This window comes from Ralstonia insidiosa (assembly GCF_008801405.1).
In the GTDB taxonomy this organism is placed as follows: Bacteria; Pseudomonadota; Gammaproteobacteria; order Burkholderiales; family Burkholderiaceae; genus Ralstonia; species Ralstonia insidiosa.
In genome coordinates, this window is sequence record NZ_VZPV01000001.1 from 350,704 (window position 1) to 366,901 (window position 16,198).

At 60.8% G+C, this 16,198-nt stretch carries 17 protein-coding genes; 12 read left to right on the top strand and 5 right to left on the bottom strand.

Annotated features, from left to right (window positions below):
* Positions 1-56: 56 nt before the first annotated feature.
* The 3 genes from F7R11_RS01705 to F7R11_RS01715 form a co-directional block, all read right to left on the bottom strand.
* Positions 57-1,193, bottom strand: a complete 1,137-nt coding sequence (locus tag F7R11_RS01705; protein ID WP_064805814.1) for a DUF8189 domain-containing protein — start codon at positions 1,191-1,193, stop codon at positions 57-59.
* A gap of 671 nt (positions 1,194-1,864) precedes the next feature.
* Positions 1,865-2,830 (bottom strand): hypothetical protein, encoded by a 966-nt coding sequence (locus F7R11_RS01710; protein WP_064805817.1) that lies wholly within the window; start codon positions 2,828-2,830, stop codon positions 1,865-1,867.
* Between the two features lie 141 nt (positions 2,831-2,971).
* A complete protein-coding gene (locus F7R11_RS01715; RefSeq protein ID WP_021197094.1) occupies positions 2,972-3,277 on the bottom strand; it encodes a hypothetical protein in 306 nt (101 codons plus the stop codon).
* Between the two features lie 535 nt (positions 3,278-3,812).
* On the opposite strand from F7R11_RS01715, the gene F7R11_RS01720 reads away from it, so the two are divergent.
* Positions 3,813-4,331, top strand: a complete 519-nt coding sequence (locus F7R11_RS01720; protein ID WP_064805819.1) for a GNAT family N-acetyltransferase — start codon at positions 3,813-3,815, stop codon at positions 4,329-4,331.
* Between the two features lie 76 nt (positions 4,332-4,407).
* Here F7R11_RS01720 and F7R11_RS01725 read toward each other — a convergent pair whose 3' ends face one another.
* Positions 4,408-5,406 carry a lysozyme inhibitor LprI family protein gene (locus tag F7R11_RS01725; protein ID WP_064805821.1) on the bottom strand — a complete coding sequence of 333 codons (999 nt, stop codon included), beginning with the start codon at positions 5,404-5,406 and terminating at the stop codon, positions 4,408-4,410.
* A gap of 561 nt (positions 5,407-5,967) precedes the next feature.
* Here F7R11_RS01725 and F7R11_RS01730 point away from each other — a divergent pair.
* On the top strand, positions 5,968-6,876 hold the full coding sequence (locus F7R11_RS01730) for an alpha/beta fold hydrolase (RefSeq protein ID WP_064805824.1): 909 nt from the start codon (positions 5,968-5,970) through the stop codon (positions 6,874-6,876).
* Between the two features lie 44 nt (positions 6,877-6,920).
* Positions 6,921-8,162: a serine hydrolase domain-containing protein gene (locus F7R11_RS01735; protein ID WP_064805826.1), complete on the top strand. Its 1,242-nt coding sequence runs from the start codon at positions 6,921-6,923 to the stop codon at positions 8,160-8,162.
* Positions 8,163-8,177: 15 nt separating this feature from the next.
* On the opposite strand, the gene F7R11_RS01740 is transcribed toward F7R11_RS01735, so the two are convergent.
* Entirely contained in the window at positions 8,178-9,170 is a 993-nt protein-coding gene (locus tag F7R11_RS01740) for a DUF2804 domain-containing protein (protein WP_064805829.1), read from the bottom strand.
* A gap of 256 nt (positions 9,171-9,426) precedes the next feature.
* Here F7R11_RS01740 and F7R11_RS01745 point away from each other — a divergent pair, with 256 nt between their 5' ends.
* From F7R11_RS01745 to F7R11_RS01790, 9 genes are all read left to right on the top strand, one after another.
* A complete protein-coding gene (locus F7R11_RS01745) occupies positions 9,427-9,750 on the top strand; it encodes a hypothetical protein (RefSeq protein WP_064805831.1) in 324 nt (107 codons plus the stop codon).
* Between the two features lie 187 nt (positions 9,751-9,937).
* Positions 9,938-10,237 carry a 2Fe-2S iron-sulfur cluster-binding protein gene (locus tag F7R11_RS01750; RefSeq protein ID WP_064805833.1) on the top strand — a complete coding sequence of 100 codons (300 nt, stop codon included), beginning with the start codon at positions 9,938-9,940 and terminating at the stop codon, positions 10,235-10,237.
* A 22-nt stretch (positions 10,238-10,259) separates the two neighbouring features.
* Complete coding sequence (locus F7R11_RS01755; protein ID WP_064805835.1) at positions 10,260-10,964, top strand: NAD(P)-dependent oxidoreductase; 705 nt, start codon at positions 10,260-10,262, stop codon at positions 10,962-10,964.
* Positions 10,965-11,203: 239 nt separating this feature from the next.
* On the top strand, positions 11,204-12,457 hold the full coding sequence (locus tag F7R11_RS01760; RefSeq protein WP_064805837.1) for an Hsp70 family protein: 1,254 nt from the start codon (positions 11,204-11,206) through the stop codon (positions 12,455-12,457).
* Between the two features lie 315 nt (positions 12,458-12,772).
* The gene (locus F7R11_RS01770) at positions 12,773-13,336 is read left to right on the top strand and encodes a hypothetical protein (RefSeq protein WP_064805839.1); all 564 of its coding nucleotides are present in this window, start codon (positions 12,773-12,775) and stop codon (positions 13,334-13,336) included.
* Between the two features lie 544 nt (positions 13,337-13,880).
* Positions 13,881-14,657, top strand: coding sequence for an alpha/beta hydrolase family protein (locus tag F7R11_RS01775; RefSeq protein WP_064805844.1), 777 nt, complete (start codon positions 13,881-13,883; stop codon positions 14,655-14,657).
* A gap of 20 nt (positions 14,658-14,677) precedes the next feature.
* On the top strand, positions 14,678-15,106 hold the full coding sequence (locus F7R11_RS01780) for a GNAT family N-acetyltransferase (RefSeq protein ID WP_064805846.1): 429 nt from the start codon (positions 14,678-14,680) through the stop codon (positions 15,104-15,106).
* 64 nt (positions 15,107-15,170) lie between these two features.
* Positions 15,171-15,701, top strand: coding sequence for a GNAT family N-acetyltransferase (locus tag F7R11_RS01785; protein WP_231973250.1), 531 nt, complete (start codon positions 15,171-15,173; stop codon positions 15,699-15,701).
* Between the two features lie 55 nt (positions 15,702-15,756).
* Positions 15,757-16,164: a hypothetical protein gene (locus F7R11_RS01790; protein WP_064805848.1), complete on the top strand. Its 408-nt coding sequence runs from the start codon at positions 15,757-15,759 to the stop codon at positions 16,162-16,164.
* Positions 16,165-16,198 lie beyond the last annotated feature (34 nt).

Consider the following 16,198-nt stretch of genomic DNA (forward strand, 5'->3'; position numbering starts at 1 on the left):
CGCACTCCGGCCCGGTCAACGACGCAACGTTGGGCAACGCCGCGTACGAGGGATCGTTACTGCGGCAGGTAGTTGATATACGACAGCGTGCCGTCGGCGTTGGCCTGCGCCAGGCTGACTGCGCCGTTGCTGATCACGGCATTGATCAGGCCCGTGAAGCGCGGGTTGGCGCTACCCACCGGTTGCACGTTGTTCATCCAGAACGTGGGCGATGCCAGCGACTGCGACACCAGCAGCACCTGCCGCGCGTTCGTCATCCAGACCAGTTGCGGCGTGCCCGCGTTGCTGACGATCAGCGGTGCGACTGACAGCATCGGATACTGATCCGCCGTCAGGTTGCCCACGCCGCCCCAGGTCGGGAAGTTGTACGACGGATTGCTCGACGGTGCGCAGAACACCAGCGGGTTTTGCCCCTGAGCCGACTGGCTGTTGCAGCCCGCATACGTGGCGTTGTTGGTGTTCGAGCAGAAGTTGGCAGCCGGGCCGTTGACGAACTGCGGCATCGGGTTGGAACCTGCGCCCACCACGGCAAATGCGCTCCAGCTGTCCGCACCGCCACCCGCGTACTGCGTCGACTGATACAGGTTGTTGTCCTTGCCCAGCACCACGGCCTGCAACTGGCCGCTGTTCTGCAGCAGGAACACATTGAACTCCTGCGCCTGCGGGTTGAACCCGCCGCCCAGCTTCGACCAGTTCGACCAGGTGATGGTCGGGGCTACGGCGGTCTGGTACGCGTGCCACAGGTTGCCGCTGGTATCGAGCGAGAACGCTTCCAGCCGCTGGTTGGAGTTGACCGCCAGCACCGGCGCGCCGGTAAAGGTGGTCGGCGTACCGCCGCCGATGGTCGTCCACGGCGTGTACGAGCCGATGAACGGGTTGATGTACGACACCTGCACCTGCCCTGCCTGCATCAGACCGATGACCGCGATGGTGCCGTTGGGCGACGGTGCCACAGACGGGTTGAACTGCAGCGTGCCGCCCCACTTCGACCAGCTCCCGCTTTCACCCGAGGTAGCCACCGTGCACATGCCCAGCGTGTTGTCGGTATTGCGCGTGAAGACGTACATCGAGCCGCCGTAGAAGATCTGCTGCGGCGTACCGCGGAACGCACCGCCCAGGTTGGCCCAATCCGTCGTGGCGGCCAGGCTCACTGCAGACAAATCGACTTCCGTAAATTCAAAAGGCTTGTTCATGTTCAACGTCTCCGGTCTGTGAGAGCTGCACCTGCCGGCCGTCGGGCGCAGAAAATAGTGGCGACCTGATCTGGGGGTAATGCCGGCGCCGTAATGTTGCTCGATGAAATCAGAAAGTTATAGCGACATAATCCCGTTGGATTTCATTTCAATAAATCCGATGGAAGCGCGGTGATATTCAAGGTGAAAAATGTCGGCGCGCACGAATCCGCATTCCAGTTCCGTCTGGAATGTATGCATCCATAACAAACTGCCGTGCGTGCTTCAGGCGCCGCCTGTCGTGCGGCGTGTGAATCCCACTCCCTTGGCGTTAGGGCCAGCCCATGCGTTGTGCGGGGTGCGTGCTCTGTGCGATCTGTTTTCCGAGAAACAGCGCTTATTCTGTGAAGCGAGGGGAAGGTTATGTTGACGCCAACAGGGTTGCAAATTCCGTCGCTTGATTCCTGTTGTGAAGATTATTTATTTGCGAGCGGATTTTTGAGTTAATCGTTTGCCAGATAATGTTTGTCGGCGGAAAGGATGAATGTTTTGATCAACTCGGTTCGGGGGCGAAAGCAGACCCCAACCTTTGGTCGGTTGTAGAGGGTTAGGGCCATTGCTTTACGACCATGCGGGGGTGTCATGCGGCGTGCGCCGGGGCCTGTAAGGATCACCAGCCCCAGCCTGCACCCCTACCGCCTGAGCCAAGGCGAATCCACCGCCCAGAACATCACATCCACTCCCAGATAGTCCTGGGCGAAGCTCACGAACTGGTCGCGTGTGAATGGTTTGCCGGTCTTGGGGTTGACGTAGCGCAGCGTGGGCTCCTGCACCGCCATCGCCACCAGCGGCAGCTTGCCTTTGTATTGATGGAAGAACGGATAGGCGTTCTTCATCTGCGCTTTCTTCCAGGGGACGATGTCCGGCCCGCCAAGGCCGATGCCTTCCTGCGCAGCAGTGGCAAACGTGCGGGACATGTACTGGTGATCGTTATCCCATTCACACGGCCAAAAGTTGACGTACTGCACAACCGCGGACTGATGGAACTGCTGCCGAGCGAAGCGCATGTTCTCCAGCGTGGCGTTGAAGTAACCATCGCAACTGAAGCGCGTCTTGTCACGCTTGCGATCGATGTCGATGGCGGTTTCCGGCAGATTGATCCCCAGGATGCGGCCGTCGAACTGCTTGGCCAGCGCGGTCAGCAGCGCCTGGAAGCGCTGGCGCAATGCCGGATTCCATTGCTGTGCCACCCACCCGCTGCCGCCTGGGTTGACCTCGGAGTCATCGGATTGACGCACCAGTCCGCCGCCATACGCGGGGTCGGTCAGCAGATACGAGGGGATATGGCGCGCAGTGGGCAAGAAGAAACGATCCTGTACCTGCACGAACAGTTGCTTCTTGCGTTGCTGCAGATACGCAAGATCGCGCTCGATGCCGGAGAAGTCGTAGCGGCCCGGCTCAGGCTCCAGTGACTTCCAGCTGTAGACGATTTGCACGCCCTCAATATCGGGGCGTTGCAGCAGCGGCTCGATGCTGGCCAACTCATCGGAGCCGGTGTAGAGAAAATGACGCAGCTCACTGGCTGCCGCACCGGCACACACCCACGTCAGGGCCAGCGCGGCGAACAGGTGTTTTCCGCAAGCAAGGGTGCTGCGCATGACGGACTCTCCATGAATGGGTATGACAAAAGGGAGTCCGCCGTACGCCGGCAAGTTCCTGGCGCACGTCTGTCTGTGACAATTTTGCTGGCCGGATGCAGTCGGGGCGTGATGTGTGTACCGCCCCGATTCCTCCTTCGCTTACTTCCACTTCTCCCCAATCCCCGCCAACCCCGCCTTCTGCAAATCCTCCGCGCTCATCACCACGCGGAACTCACAATCAGCGTTGAACAGCAGGAACCACGGCTCGGCGAGTGCGGGAATCTGCGAGGGCGCATCCAAGTTGACGACGAGCACCGCACCGCGTGTACCAGCTTGTTCCGTGAAGTAAGCGGCTTCGGGTTTGATCGCCGCCATCACACGCGGGATCAACTCGGCGATGGAGCCATCGCGCACGTAGGTGTTGAAGGGCTCGTGCGGGATTCGCACGTTCATGAGCATGCGCATGGTTGTTCTCCTGGGTGCGTTAGCGTGGATTCCACAGCACTGCGTGCAAACCGGAACTGCCAGCCACCTGGCTGCTGGCGCCGCCGGGCAGCGCGCGGCAAAGAGACGTCGCCCCGCACGATGGCTTGGATGTGAGTTGCATGCTGCGCCCCTTTGAGTCGTGGACTCTTTCACGTGCATGGCGCCTTGAAGTGTTCCGGCCTAACGCGTGATGGCCGGAACATGCACGACAGCAGATCGCTGCGACTCGCGTGGTTGGACAACGCAGCAAGCGGGCGCCACCCCATATGGGTGAACCCGGTATCGCACATTCAAAACGGGACTTGGCAACGCCGCCGTGCGCGATGCAAAAGTCGCGCCACAGGTTGTGCTGTCAGGTCTTGCGACTGGCGTGCCAGCAAGGGGCGCGTGTTTCGCGTCGAAACCTTTGCAGATCTGAAACACCCGTGTGGACAGCTGTTGTGGATAACCGCTGTGGACAACTTGTGGGGATAACATTCGTTCTTTGGATAGCAGCACTTAGCCTCAGGCCACCATGACGGTACGCACCACCATTCGAAGAGCAAGCCAAGCCGATGCCGCCACGTTGTGCGCCGCTGAAAAGGCCACCGCACTCACCCCGGGGCTGCTGGTGTCACAACCTCACGAGCTGCAGGTTGAGGCATTCGAACAAAAGATCGCGCTGCTTGAGCAGGACGGGCTGTACCTCGTGGCAGAGCACGAGGGCACCCCGATCGGGCACGCGTTTCTGGAGCCGATGACGCTCATCGCGCTCTCTCACGTCTTCAGTCTCACGATCGTCGTCCACCCCGGTCACCTCGAGCGCGGGGTCGGCACTGCTCTCATGACCGAATTGATAGCGTGGGCGGAAAGCCATCCCCGCATCGAAAAGATAGAGCTTCGAGTCCGGGCGACGAATGCTCGTGCCATTGCCTTGTACAAGCGCTTTGGATTTGTGGAAGAAGGACGGTTCGAGAAGCGCATACGGCTGCCCGACGGGTCGTATATTGCTGATCTGTCCATGGCGCGGTTTGTTCGTCAATCTGGCTCGTAGCATTCGTCCAGCCGGATCACACTGCGACATCTGGGTGGGGTATCAGCGATTGGCATTCTTGCCCGCTACGAGCAACTCACTTCGGCATCGGCTCGTAATGCACCTTGCTGCGCCACTTGCCGTCGACAAGCGTTTCCACGGTGACCTTCATCTTGTCACCCCCACCCTGCGCGTCATCAATACGGCGCTCAACGGCGACGGGCACATCGCGTTCAACGGCGTACACGGTGCGCTCGTGATAGCAGCAACCACCCTTCGCCCACGTGCGTAGACGCTTGTTCTTGGCGTCGACCTCAAAGAACCCGAGTGTTTCGAGAATCAGCTCCGTCATCTTGCTGTTGCGGACAAAGCGCTGCGTGCGCGCGTTGAACAGATAGATGTCGTAGCTCGGGCCACCGTAGCTGCCGTTGTTGCCCGTCTGGATGCCGAAGTCTTCCTGGCCGTCAAAGTTGAAATCGCCCACGTTGATGACGCCCTGATAGTCATAGCGCCGGGCCGAGTTGACCAGCGGCCCTTTGCCCCCTTGCGGTAGCGTGACAAAGACCGCCGGCAGATTGATGGTCTGGCGCACCGTCCGCTGGCCCTTGTCATAGATGAGCAACTGGGCAGGCCCTTCACAGGTTGCATCCCTGTCTGCATTGCTCTCTGGACATGCCTCCAGCATGCGCAGTACGAAATCGTGTTGCTTCGCGATGGTCTTCATTGAAAAGACCGGACCATCAACCGCCGCGCTTGAGCTCGGGAACTCTGGTTGCGATTGCAGTTCATCAATGCGCGCGCGATACGCGGTCTTCAACGCCGCCACATCGATCTCGCCAGACGGCGCACGCTGCTTCAGCCATTCGCGCTGCCCGGCCTTCAACGCATCGGTGTCGGCACCACGCTTGTTCAACGCAGCGCGATACGCATTTGCCAGCTCACTGTCGAGCGCGGAGAGTTGGGGGTCATTGCAGATGGCGTGCTCGATGGGACTGCGCGCCGCGCCGCAATCGAAGCTGGCCGCGTGTGCGCTGGTTGCTGTCAGCAATGCAATGGCGAGTGCTACGCCTGGGCGAATGGCAGAGATCGGTGTCATTGGAGTATCGATGCACGCAGGGGTGGTCGGGCGAGCGGAATGGTACCTGTCCCCGGCCGCATCAAGACCGTTTGCCGACGCCTCTGTGGACAACTCCACCCCCACCTGTGCATAACACCAGGGAAAAGCGTGTTGGCTCTCCGGGGTTAGCGTGTCCACAGCACAGGAACAACTTCCACCCGTGGCGATGGAGCCTGATGCAATTGCCCGGACTCATCCACGTAACCGCACACACTCTCCGATAGGTTGTCCGTTCCGCAAGTCATTGATCCAAAAGCACTTTTGCTACCTATCCACAGAACTTATCCACCGTTATCTATTACTACTATCTGTATACATAAAGAAGTAAACCTATAAACCCGCTATGGGGCGCGTCGTTCGATCGGGCATGTGAATATCGACTGCGCTTTGAATACGGCAACCCCCCTCTCTTTCGTCCTTGCACCATGCACGGCGCGTACTACGCTTGGTGAGGTTTGCGTAGCGCACTGTCATACGGCCCGCGCAAAGTCAGCGTGCCGTCTCCCGATCGACACCGGTTTCCTCCCCAGAGAACACACCATGCGAAAACTGTTTGCAGCCATTGCACTCTTGCTGGCCATGACGCCCGTTGTGCAGGCTCAGGTGAAGCCCTATCCGCCGGGTTGTCGCCACCAGAACATCCAGACTGACGGGGCGACCTTGTTTGTGCGTGTGTGCGGCAGCGGGCCGGCGGTGGTCTTGCTGCATGGTTTTGGCGACACGGGCGACATGTGGGCACCGCTGGCCACCGAGCTGGCACGCACCCATACCGTGGTGGTGCCGGATCTGCGTGGTATGGGTTTGTCGTCGCACCCTGACGGCGGCTACGACAAACGCACACAGGCGGGCGACATCCGGGCTGTGCTGACGCACCTGAACATCGATCAGGCCGACGTGGTCGGCCACGACATCGGCACCATGGTTGCCTTCGCCTATGCGGCACGCTATCCGGACAAGACGACGCGGCTGGTCGTGATGGATGCCCCGGTGCCGGGCGTCCCCCCGTGGGAACAGATCGTCCGCTCGCCTGCCCTCTGGCACTTCTCATTCGGCGGCCCCGATGCGGAGCGTCTGGTGAAAGGCCGCGAGCGAATCTACCTGGATCGGTTCTGGAATGAATTTGCCGGAGACCGCACGAAGATCGACGAGGCAACGCGCGTGCACTATGCGCGCCTCTATGCGAAGCCCGGTGCCATGCATTCTGCGTTCGCGCAGTTCCTGTCGATTCCGCAAGACGCGGAAGACAACCAGAAATCGCTCCCGACCAAGCTGACCATGCCGGTGCTGGCCATCGGCGGTGAAAAGTCCTTCGGCCCGAACGAGGCGATCGTCATGCGCAATGCCGCCACCAATGTGCAAGAGCTGGTGGTTCCCAATGCCGGGCATTGGTTGATGGAAGAACAGCCGCAAGCTACCGTGAGCGCGATCGTGAAATTCCTCGCGCAATAGCGTCTGATTTTTACGCGCCCGGCAAACCAATCTCCGCTCCATTCATGAAGACACGCCAGCTCTACGCCGCTGCGTGCGGGCTGCTCGCCTGCAGCATCGCTACGGCATCACCCGATGCAGACCTGCTGGGCCAGAAGCAAGGCTATCCGTTGGCGCCAAGCGCGACGCGCATCTACGAGACCCCTTACATCGTGGGTTCCTTTAGCGGCATGGACCGGCTCTCACCGTCCTGCGAACTCGCGCCGGCAGACAAACCTGTGCCGTTCAAGAGCGCTGACAAGGAAGCCGACTTCCGGTATCGCTTTCGTGGTGGTGACTACACGCTGGCGGACTACATGCAACACCAGCGCGCGACCGCCGTCCTGATCGTTCAGGACGGCACCCTCCTGGCGGAACACTACGGCTATGACCGCACGCAAGACATGCGCATGCTGTCGAACTCGATGGCCAAGACGCTGTTGGCGCTCGCGATCGGCAAGGCGTTGGAGGACGGCAGCCTGCACGCGCTGGAGGATCGCGCAGACCAGTACGTGCCCGGGCTTGCCGGCACCTTGTACGGTGCAACGCGCATTGTCGATCTGCTGCGCATGGCCTCCGGCGCGAAGTATGTGGAGGACTACACCCCCACGGATGATCGCGCGCGATTCCTCAGCACGGCCGCTAAGCAAGGGGTGCTTGCGGCAGCCGCACAAGTGAGCGAGCGAGCCGATCCGCCGGGTACGCGTTTCAACTACGCGGGAGCGCAAACCGAAGTACTGAGCTTGGTGCTCCAGGCAGCCACGCAACGCAGCCTGTGCGATTTCGTGGACGAAAACCTATGGAAGCCGATGGGCGCGCAATCCAAGGCGACCTATCTGGTGCGCCAATCCGATGGATCAGCATTTGCCCAAGGCGGCTTCAACGCAACGGCGCGCGACTACGCTCGTCTTGGAGCCATGCTTGCCAACGACGGCGTGGTGCAGGGTCGACAAGTGGTGCCGCGCGACTTCCTGTTGAACATGACGGACGCATCGCGCCAACCGGAGCCGTTTCGCCCCGGGCAGATGGTCTATCACGGTAGCCGCTACTACGGCTATGGCTTTCAGGTCTGGCTACTCCCGGGAGACGCACGGCGGTTCGTGCTGCTGGGCATCCACGGACAAGCCATCTACGTGGATCCGCAATCCAGGCTGACCATGGTCCACCTTGCCGTGGGGCAGGACGCATCAGGCGATGCGAGCGGTGCCCACCTGGGCGCAGAGCGGGACGCGTTGTGGCGCGGTGTTGTTGAGCGGTTTGCGCGCTGAAGCGAATCTGCGCCCTTACCAGCGCGAGGTGTGGTCTTCCGTCACGCCGGTCAGCCCCTGCACGGCATGCCGGATGCCCGTGTCCGGATCCACGATCTCGCCATCAAAATGGCCGATCGGCTGGATATAGCGGCTGGCGGCGATGAGCAGGTTTTTGTTTTCGCTGCGCGCGCCTTCCGGTGTGAATGTCAGGTCGACCAGGCGATTGGTACTGCGGATGTGCCACGGTTGAAGCGGCTGCTTCGCATCGAAATCAAACTCGACCGCGCCGACGCGGATCAGCTTGCCATGCAGCCACACGGCGTTTTCAGCATCCGCCATATAGCCTTGCTGCAGGTTGAAACCCATGTCATGACTGTGCGCGCTGGCCCAGCGCCAATGCGTTTCCCGCGCCAGCAGGCCGTTCGAGTAGTCCAGCGACGCCACGGCGCCATCCATCCCATAGCGTTTGTCTGGGCAATCGGCAGTGCCACTGACCATCAGCCCACCGCTCTTGTGCGTCGAGTGTGCAAGCCAATTTGCGGGGGCAATGGATGCCAGCACAGGCGGCATGCCAGCCAGTTCGATGTCTGCGGCCAACCGCAGCTTGGGTGACTGAATGGTCAGGGTCAGCCGATCGCGTTTGCGCTGGAAGGCCATGCGGCAACGTCCGGCCGTGAAAGACGCGTTACCAAAAGCGCGGTCTTCTATCTTTGCGGATAGCCCCGGCAATCCATTCGCACTGGTCGCGCCGACAACTTGCCGGCGTTGCCGGTCAAACAGGTAGGCGAACGCGGTGCCCGTCCAACCCACGTCAACAATCGCCGCACCGATGAAGTAATCCGGATGCGCAATCGCGGCATATTGCCAACGCTTGTGATGCAGCTTGCGGGTCAGCCGCTGGTAAAGCGTGGTTTGCAGCGGCTGCCAGTCCAGTTGTTCCACGATCCCTTCATACATGCCAAACGCAGGCAGGCCCTGTTCAAGCACCAGATGGCTGGGCGCGGCGGGTAGGCGCGATGGAGTCATGGCGTGTCGCGTTGGTCCTGGGTCGGAGATGCGCTGACTCTACACGCCACCTGACGCGGCATGTGGCGTTTGAAGTGGGTGTATGGACGTGCGTTGCAGCCATGCCGGGGTGAGCGTGCCCTGCCCCCACCCCGCGCCTGAGCGGTGCCTTACGGGCACTCCGGGCTCCGGCGCCTGGCTCGCAGTGGTCGAAGACGTGCCCGGGCGCTACGATCTATGCTCACCGCCTGCTTCTTCGCCGTCGAAGACTTCTTCAATGCCACGTCACCACCACCACGTCTACGTTGTCGAACTCTCGCGGCAAGTGCTGGCCGAAGCGCGCTTCGTGAAAGCCAATCCCGATTACCTCGGCGGCAAGCCTTGCGTTTATGTCGGCATGACAGGACAGTCGCCGGACGTGCGCTTTGACAAACACAAAGCGGGGCTGAAATCGAACCGGTTTGTGCGGGAGTATGGCTTGCGCCTGATGCCGGAGCTGTACGAGTGCTTCAACCCGATGCCTTACGAAGCGGCACGGGAGATGGAAGTGGAACTGGCGATCGGATTGCGCGAGGAAGGGTATGCGGTGTGGCAAGCGTAGATCAGTGCGGTTGGGTGAATGCTGGACTTCAAAGTGAGTGGAGCTAACAATCGGCTACGGTTGCAGCTGAAATAGCGACATCTGTTTGGGCTATTTCGACGGGCACAGATGCCGCCTGACGCACTCGCCGTTTCAGCTATCCTTGCCGCTTCGCGTTGTTACCCGCCCGTCGGCCTTTGCCTGCCGCATGACCGAAACCGACCCATCCCACCGCGTCCGCATCGAACCGCTCGGCGTCAGCTTCGACGCGCCGGAATCGCTGACACTGCTCGAAGCCGCTGGCTTCGCCGGTGTGTCGCTGCCGCGCTCGTGCCGCAACGGCACCTGCCGAAGCTGCTTCTGCCGGATCGTCAGCGGCACCGTCCGCTACACGATCGAATGGCCGGGCCTGAGCCGCGAGGAAAAAGCCAACGGCTACACGCTGCCGTGCGTCGCGATCGCGACGTCGGACGTCATCGTCGACGTGCCCGATGCGACCGTGGCGTAAGTCCTCAGCCTCCATTACGCTCATGACGAATCCACCCACCAGCCCGCCGCCCGCGCTCCCGCGTCATGTCGCGGTGATCGGCGCAGCGGGCGGCCTCGGCCAAGCCATCCTGCGCATCTGCCGCGCCGAGGGCATCCGTTTCACCGCCATCGTCCGTTCCAGGCCCGAGCGGATCGCCGACGTGCCGGCCGGCAGCCGCGTCGCCGTCGTCCGTTCGCTTGCGGACCGCGCCGCGCTCACCGATGCATTCGCCGGCACCGACGCGGTGCTCACCGCGCTCGGCGTCACGCCGACGAGCGACGATCCGTCCTCGCGGCTTTCCGCGAATATGGACGCGGTCAACGCGTCGATGCGTGCAGCGGATGTCGACCGCATCGTCGTGGTCAATACGCTGCTGACAGCGCCGCCGGGCGAACCGCCGAGTCGCGCGATCCGGTTCTTTTCGCACGTGCCCGGCCGGATCGGCCGAGGCGCGGCCGAATTGCAGGCCGTTGTCGACGCGCTCGGCAACGGCGCGTTCGCGTCGCTGCGCTGGACGCTCGTGCGCGCGGCCGTCAATGCGCGCGGCAAGGACGAACGCCCGGCCGCGTCGGTCGACGCGAACGGCACACGCAACAACAGCCTGATGCCGGTGTCGTATGACGCAATGGGAAGATGGATGCTCGAAGAAGCGGCGGCGAACGCGTTCGTACGCCAGGCGCCGAAGGTGTCGCGGCAGCGAAACTGATCCCACGTTCGGAGCGAACGCGGGCCGCCGGGGGGCAGGTTTTCCGTGCCATCCAGCAACGCGCATAGCGCCGTTAGTTTCTCCGGTCCCGAGTGGACACGCGAGAACCGCCTCGTTCAGCTCGCGACCGGGGATCCGTCGCACAAAGCCACTACAATAGCGCCCCTTCACCGGTGGCACCCGCTCCTGATTCCCCTGCAGGCGCATGCCTCCCGCTGCACTCGAGAAGCCACACTCCTATGAAGTCAAACGCTTGCGGCGTCGATTTCGGCACGTCGAACTCCACCGTCGGCTGGCTGAGATCGGACGCACCCACCCTGCTGCCGCTCGAAGACGGCAAGGTTACGCTGCCTTCCGTCATCTTCTTTCACGCCGAAGACCCGCTGGTCAGCTACGGCCGTGCCGCGCTGGCCGACTATCTTGCTGGCTACGAGGGCCGCCTGATGCGCTCGCTCAAGAGCCTGCTCGGCACGTCGATGATGGACGACAGCACCGAGGTCATGGGCCAGGCCATGCCCTTCCGCAAGCTGCTGGCGCATTTCATCGGCGAACTCAAGAGCCGCGCCGAGCGCGCCGCCGGCCATGAATTCCGCCGCGCCGTGCTGGGTCGCCCGGTGTTCTTCATCGACGAAGATCCCAAGGCCGACCAGCTCGCCGAAGACACGCTGTCGGAAATCTCGCGTGACGCTGGCTTCGACGAGATCGCCTTCCAGTACGAGCCCATCGCCGCCGCGTTCGACTACGAGGCCGGCATCAGCGGTGAAGAACTTGTGCTGGTGGCGGACATTGGCGGCGGTACGTCGGACTTCTCGCTGGTGCGCCTGTCGCCCGACCGCGCGAAACGCCTTGACCGCCGCGAGGACATCCTCGCCAACGGCGGCGTTCACATCGGTGGCACCGACTTCGACCGCGCCCTGAGCCTGGCCAGCGTGATGCCGCTACTGGGCCTGAACAGCACGCTGCGCAACGGCAAGGCGATGCCGTCCGGCCAGTATTTCGACCTGGCGAGCTGGCACACCATCAACCATGTGTACACGCGCAAGGCGTGGGCGGTGGTGATGGACAATTACCGAGATGCCGCCGACACCGAAAAACTCGACCGCCTGATCCGCCTGATCCGCGAGCGCGCCGGCCACTGGCTGGCCATCCAGGTGGAAGCCGCGAAGATCGCGCTGTCCGACGTCCCAGTGGCGGAGATCGACCTGCACCGCATCGCGCCCGAGTTGAAGCAGCCCGTCACGCGCGAGGACTTCGACCAGTCGATTGGGAAGCTGGTCGGCAAGACGGTCTCGACGGTGCAGGCGATGCTGAAGACGGCGGGCGTCGCAGCGGAAGCGGTCGATACCATTCTCTTCGCTGGCGGCTCCAGCGGGGTGCCGTTGCTGCGCGAGCAACTGGCGCAAGTGCTGCCGTCGGCGCGGCGCGTCGAAGGCGACCTGTTCGGCGGGATCGGTTCTGGCCTGGCGCGCGATGCGGCGCGCAAGTTTGGCTGACGGGCTGAAAGGCTGAGGGGCGGCGGGACGTTTCGAGCGTATCGAACCATCCGGGTTGGGATATTGCTGTCGTCGGAGACGCGGACCACGCCATGCTAGAGGCGATCCAACGCAAAGCGACGGACTCAGCTCGCAGGCTACGCTCAATGCCGTCGCCAGACGGCTCAACGAGCGCCCGCGCAAGACTCTAAACTTCGATACGCCAGCGGAGCGATTCCATCAATACGTTGCATTGGCCGGTTGACTCTGCAGCCAGGAGCCGCCATTCGGTAACAAGGGAGTACGCATCGGGTTCTGCTTGGGAGGCTGCACCGTATGCTTTCAATTGACGAGATGGCTCGGCGGCACAACGTTTCCATATATCGCTTGCGAGCACTCCAGGTTGCGACTATTCCAGTCGACTGCACCAAGAGAGTCGATGTGGGGTTCTATGCGAAAGAGAAAGCGCGACTAATCAACCCGCTGTCTTTTCTGACGAAGGCAGAAATCCGCCCTGGGCTTTTCGCATATGGAAAACAAGCCCCCAGCCTTGCGCAGGCCGTCGCTGCGGACGGCGAGCTTTGCAATGCTCTGGATACGTTGCTCACGAACTATGCGTGGGCCATCGAGTGGAATGATGCGTCGCTGCAAGCGCGCGTGAATACCTGGAAAGCGACGATTGACGGCGACTCGACTGGCGGCGAAAGGTTTTTGTCCAATCTCGAAACGGTAGCCAGACGGCTCGGTGACGTCAGCAATGGACGCAGTCAGGTAGTGGCACGCCTTTCCCCGTTGGCATTCGGCCCAACCTGGTTTCGCAAGCGGGCAATGCTCGGAGGATTTTCGGCGGGGCTGGTCATTGTCGTCATGCTTCTCTTCGTTGCTGGCAGTGTTCGCTAATTGCTTGGAAGCGCATCGTCTCCTCCCGGCCAAGACGGGCCGCTCGACGCTGTTGTCGCGACTCGCTCTAACATTTGTGGAACCGCTGATTGGCCAGCGCCATCGTGATGTCAGAAGCGGGAAGAACTACTCTTAGAGGAGGTATCTGTGACCCGTTACGCTGGGAAGCCTTTTTTACGCCTGATTGAGTGCTACATCTTGGACAGAATCGGTCAACTCGATGGAACGCAACGGGCGGCGTTGGAAGGAATGACGCCAAAGCTCAGAGCCACATACAACAGAGACGGGACATGGCAAGACATCGTCGCCGCGCAAATGGAGTTCAATGATTCATTTGACTCACAGGTTCATGAGTCCTGGGACGACTATCGCACTCACACTGGCTCGACTAGTTCGATGACAGACCCCGACCAGTTCGCAATGGCGCTCGCAGACCGCATCGTAGGCGACTAGCGAAGCTACCGTGTTGGGGTGAGTCTGCTCTCGGCCAAGCTCGGTCCAACGTGCATCTCCGAAAAACCACCGGACGAGGAGTTCCTGCAGTATGAGCAGCTATGGCGGTTTCATCTCCGAAATCATCCAGACGCCTCTCGTCGACGATGGAAAAGCAGTCGAACTGGAACTCGTAATTCGCCGGCCGTTTGCGTCTGGGCCGTATCCGACACTGGTTTTCAACCATGGTTCTACCGGCTCGGGCGACAAGCCAGCGTTGTTTCGTCGCACGGTAGCGAGCGCTTCCGTTGCAAACTTCTTCAACGACCTAGGCTGGATGGTGGTATTTCCACAGCGGCGAGGGCGTGGAAAATCCGGTGGCACCTATGACGAAGGGTTCAAGCTCGATAGAAGTGGATACGCATGCGAGCCGGAGCTATCACTGCCAGGTGTGGACCGCGCCATCGAGGATTTGGACGCCGCAATGGACCACCTCCGAGCTCGGTCTGACGTTGACACGGGGCAGATGCTCATTGCAGGTGTCTCACGTGGAGGCGTCCTGGCGATTGCCTACGCTGGCGAGCGACCGAACGTATTCAAGGGTGCAATCAACTTCAATGGCGGCTGGCTTGGGCGCTTGTGTCCGACCCACACCGAAGTGAATCGAGCAACTTTCGTTCGCGGTGCACGTTTTGCAAAACCGACACTGTGGCTTCACGGCAGCTATGACCAGTACTACCGCATCGGCCATTGTCGCGACAACTTTGCGGCCTTCCTCGCTGCTGGTGGTCAAGGTTCGTTCCACGCTCTCAAGGGTGGGCACGGGCTTGTCGCACAGCCGCGACTATGGGCTGACTTGGTAGCGAGCTACTTGGCAGCAGTCGCATGAACGCAACCCGACCAGCATGTATGAGCAATTTTGAGATTTACACTCCGACGACCGAAGAAGTGCGCTCGGGTGAGCTGGGGAACCGCCTGCGACAGTTCAACTATCAATTCGTCGGCGAATATGGGCAAGTGCAGCCCGTCTGGTCAAGCGCCCGAACTGATGACGGAAGGCTAGTTGGCGGCGTACGCGGCTTTGTGTTTCTCGACTGGCTTCGTATCGAACTGTTGTTTGTCGATGAGGGCGTGCGACGGACGGGCTTGGGCCGCCGGCTTCTTGAAGATGCCGAAGAGAAAGCCTGGAAACTCGGTGCAAAGCACGCCGTGCTGGAAACGTTCGAGTGGCAAGCGCGAGCGTTCTATGTCAAGCAAGGCTATGAAGAGTTTGCACGCCTCGAAAACTACGTTAAGGGCTTCTACCTCGCTCACATGAAGAAAGCGCTGAAGCCATGACCGCCCCCGTTCTGACATGGTGAAAGACGAGCTTTACGGTTCCATTGGAGGCAGTCTGATGACTATGAGAAGCGTTCGCCTAGCGACTCCAGATGATGTGCCAGTACTTACGCAGATTCGGAACGATGCGCACGCAAAGAAGGTGGCGTACGGAGACTATGCATGGGGCAAGGAGGGAGACGGATTTTCCGAGGGTTGGGTACAAAACAGTCTTTCCCGAAGAGACGTGTACGTTGTCGAACAAGACCGCCTACTCGTGGCGACGTTTTCTCTCGATTGGAGCGATGAGGCGTACTGGGGGGCGCAAGAGCCAGTGGCGGGTTATGTGCATGGCCTTTCTGTGAGAAAGGGCTTCAATGGTCTTGGCCTTGGGCGCTTCGTGATTGATTGGTGCGTCTCTCAGGTAATCGCTCGGAACAGGCGTTTCGTAAGACTTGGCTGCGATGCAAGGAACATCAAGCTGTGCGCCTACTATGAATCGCTGGGTTTTCGTCGAGTCGGAGCCGGACTCAAAGCCCAGCACAACGACTATATCGATTCACTGTACGAGAAACCGGCCGGCTCACTTTCGGCCGGGGTCGTAGAGGGGCAATAGCAGCCCGGTTGTACGCTTCTGGCCTCAGTTTTCCTGCCTAACAAAGGAGCACGCAATGGACGCAAGAGAGACCTCGGAAAGACCGCAAACGGTTCGGGCAGCTGTGAACATGTTATGGGCATCCATCGGCTTTGGTTTGGCGAAAGCGCTACTCGACTTTAGCCATTTGTTCGCCCCGGCCACCCTGAAGACGTTCATAGCGACTGCTGTTCTGACCGTGGTCATCATGGCATGGCTTATTTTGAAGACTTCATCCGGCGCAAATTGGGCTCGCCTCACACTGCTGGTCCTTTTTGCTGTGGGGGCACTCCTGACGCCAGCAACACTAGCCCGGGAATTTTCTAGGAGCTCCTTGGTGGGCGCGTTGACAGTTGTGCAGTTCGGATTGCAATTCTGTGCGCTTGCTCTACTGTTCGTAAAACCTAGCCGTGGATGGTTCAGTAAGGTCAATCACATTCGCTAGAACGAAGAAGCAAGAGTCTCCTCAAGAGGAAGCC